The organism is Blautia hominis, assembly GCA_002270465.1.
Taxonomy (GTDB): Bacteria; Bacillota; Clostridia; order Lachnospirales; family Lachnospiraceae; genus Blautia; species Blautia hominis.
In genome coordinates this window covers 1-578 of record NQOF01000026.1, presented here as the reverse complement: position 1 = coordinate 578, position 578 = coordinate 1, and the positions used below count along the sequence as shown (strand labels likewise).

The 578-nt window shown below is 47.9% G+C and carries 2 tRNA genes and 2 rRNA genes; all 4 read left to right on the top strand.

Annotated features, from left to right (window positions below):
* Positions 1-10 precede the first annotated feature (10 nt).
* A 5S ribosomal RNA gene (rrf, locus tag CI595_RS25765) occupies positions 11-128 on the top strand.
* Positions 129-135: 7 nt separating this feature from the next.
* Positions 136-209 (top strand) — tRNA-Ile (locus tag CI595_RS25760).
* Positions 210-242: 33 nt separating this feature from the next.
* Positions 243-315, top strand: a tRNA-Ala gene (locus CI595_RS25755).
* A gap of 187 nt (positions 316-502) precedes the next feature.
* Positions 503-578: ribosomal RNA gene (locus tag CI595_RS25750) — 23S ribosomal RNA — on the top strand; the annotation flags it as partial.

Below are 578 nucleotides of genomic sequence, written 5' to 3'. Positions count from 1 at the left end.
ACCGAATATTTCCGGTGGCGATACGCCCAGGGGTCACACCCGTACCCATCCCGAACACGATGGTTAAGACCTGGGAGGCCGATGATACTATGCTGGAGACGGCATGGGAAAGCAGGTGGCTGCCGGATTTAATATGGGCTTATAGCTCAGCTGGTTAGAGCGCACGCCTGATAAGCGTGAGGTCGGTGGTTCGAGTCCACTTAAGCCCATGCAAAAAAATATTTATACATATAACTACATACGGGGATATAGCTCAGTTGGGAGAGCACCTGCCTTGCAAGCAGGGGGTCGAGAGTTCGAATCTCTTTATCTCCATTCGGTAAAGTTTTACTTTACCTGCATCGTACCTTGAAAACTGCATATACGAAACATCTAGAATACGTTAAACGTAAAGATAGAGACGAAAACGAGGCGCTGTAGCGATACAGCGAATAGTAATAAAGTAACAAAAACCAAGCAACAAACCCAAGCCGTCAGGTACCAACGCTATGGTATCTGTCAAGGCCAAGCAAGAAAGAGCGCAGGGTGGATGCCTTGGCACTAAGAGCCGATGAAAGACGTGATAAGCTGCGAAAAGC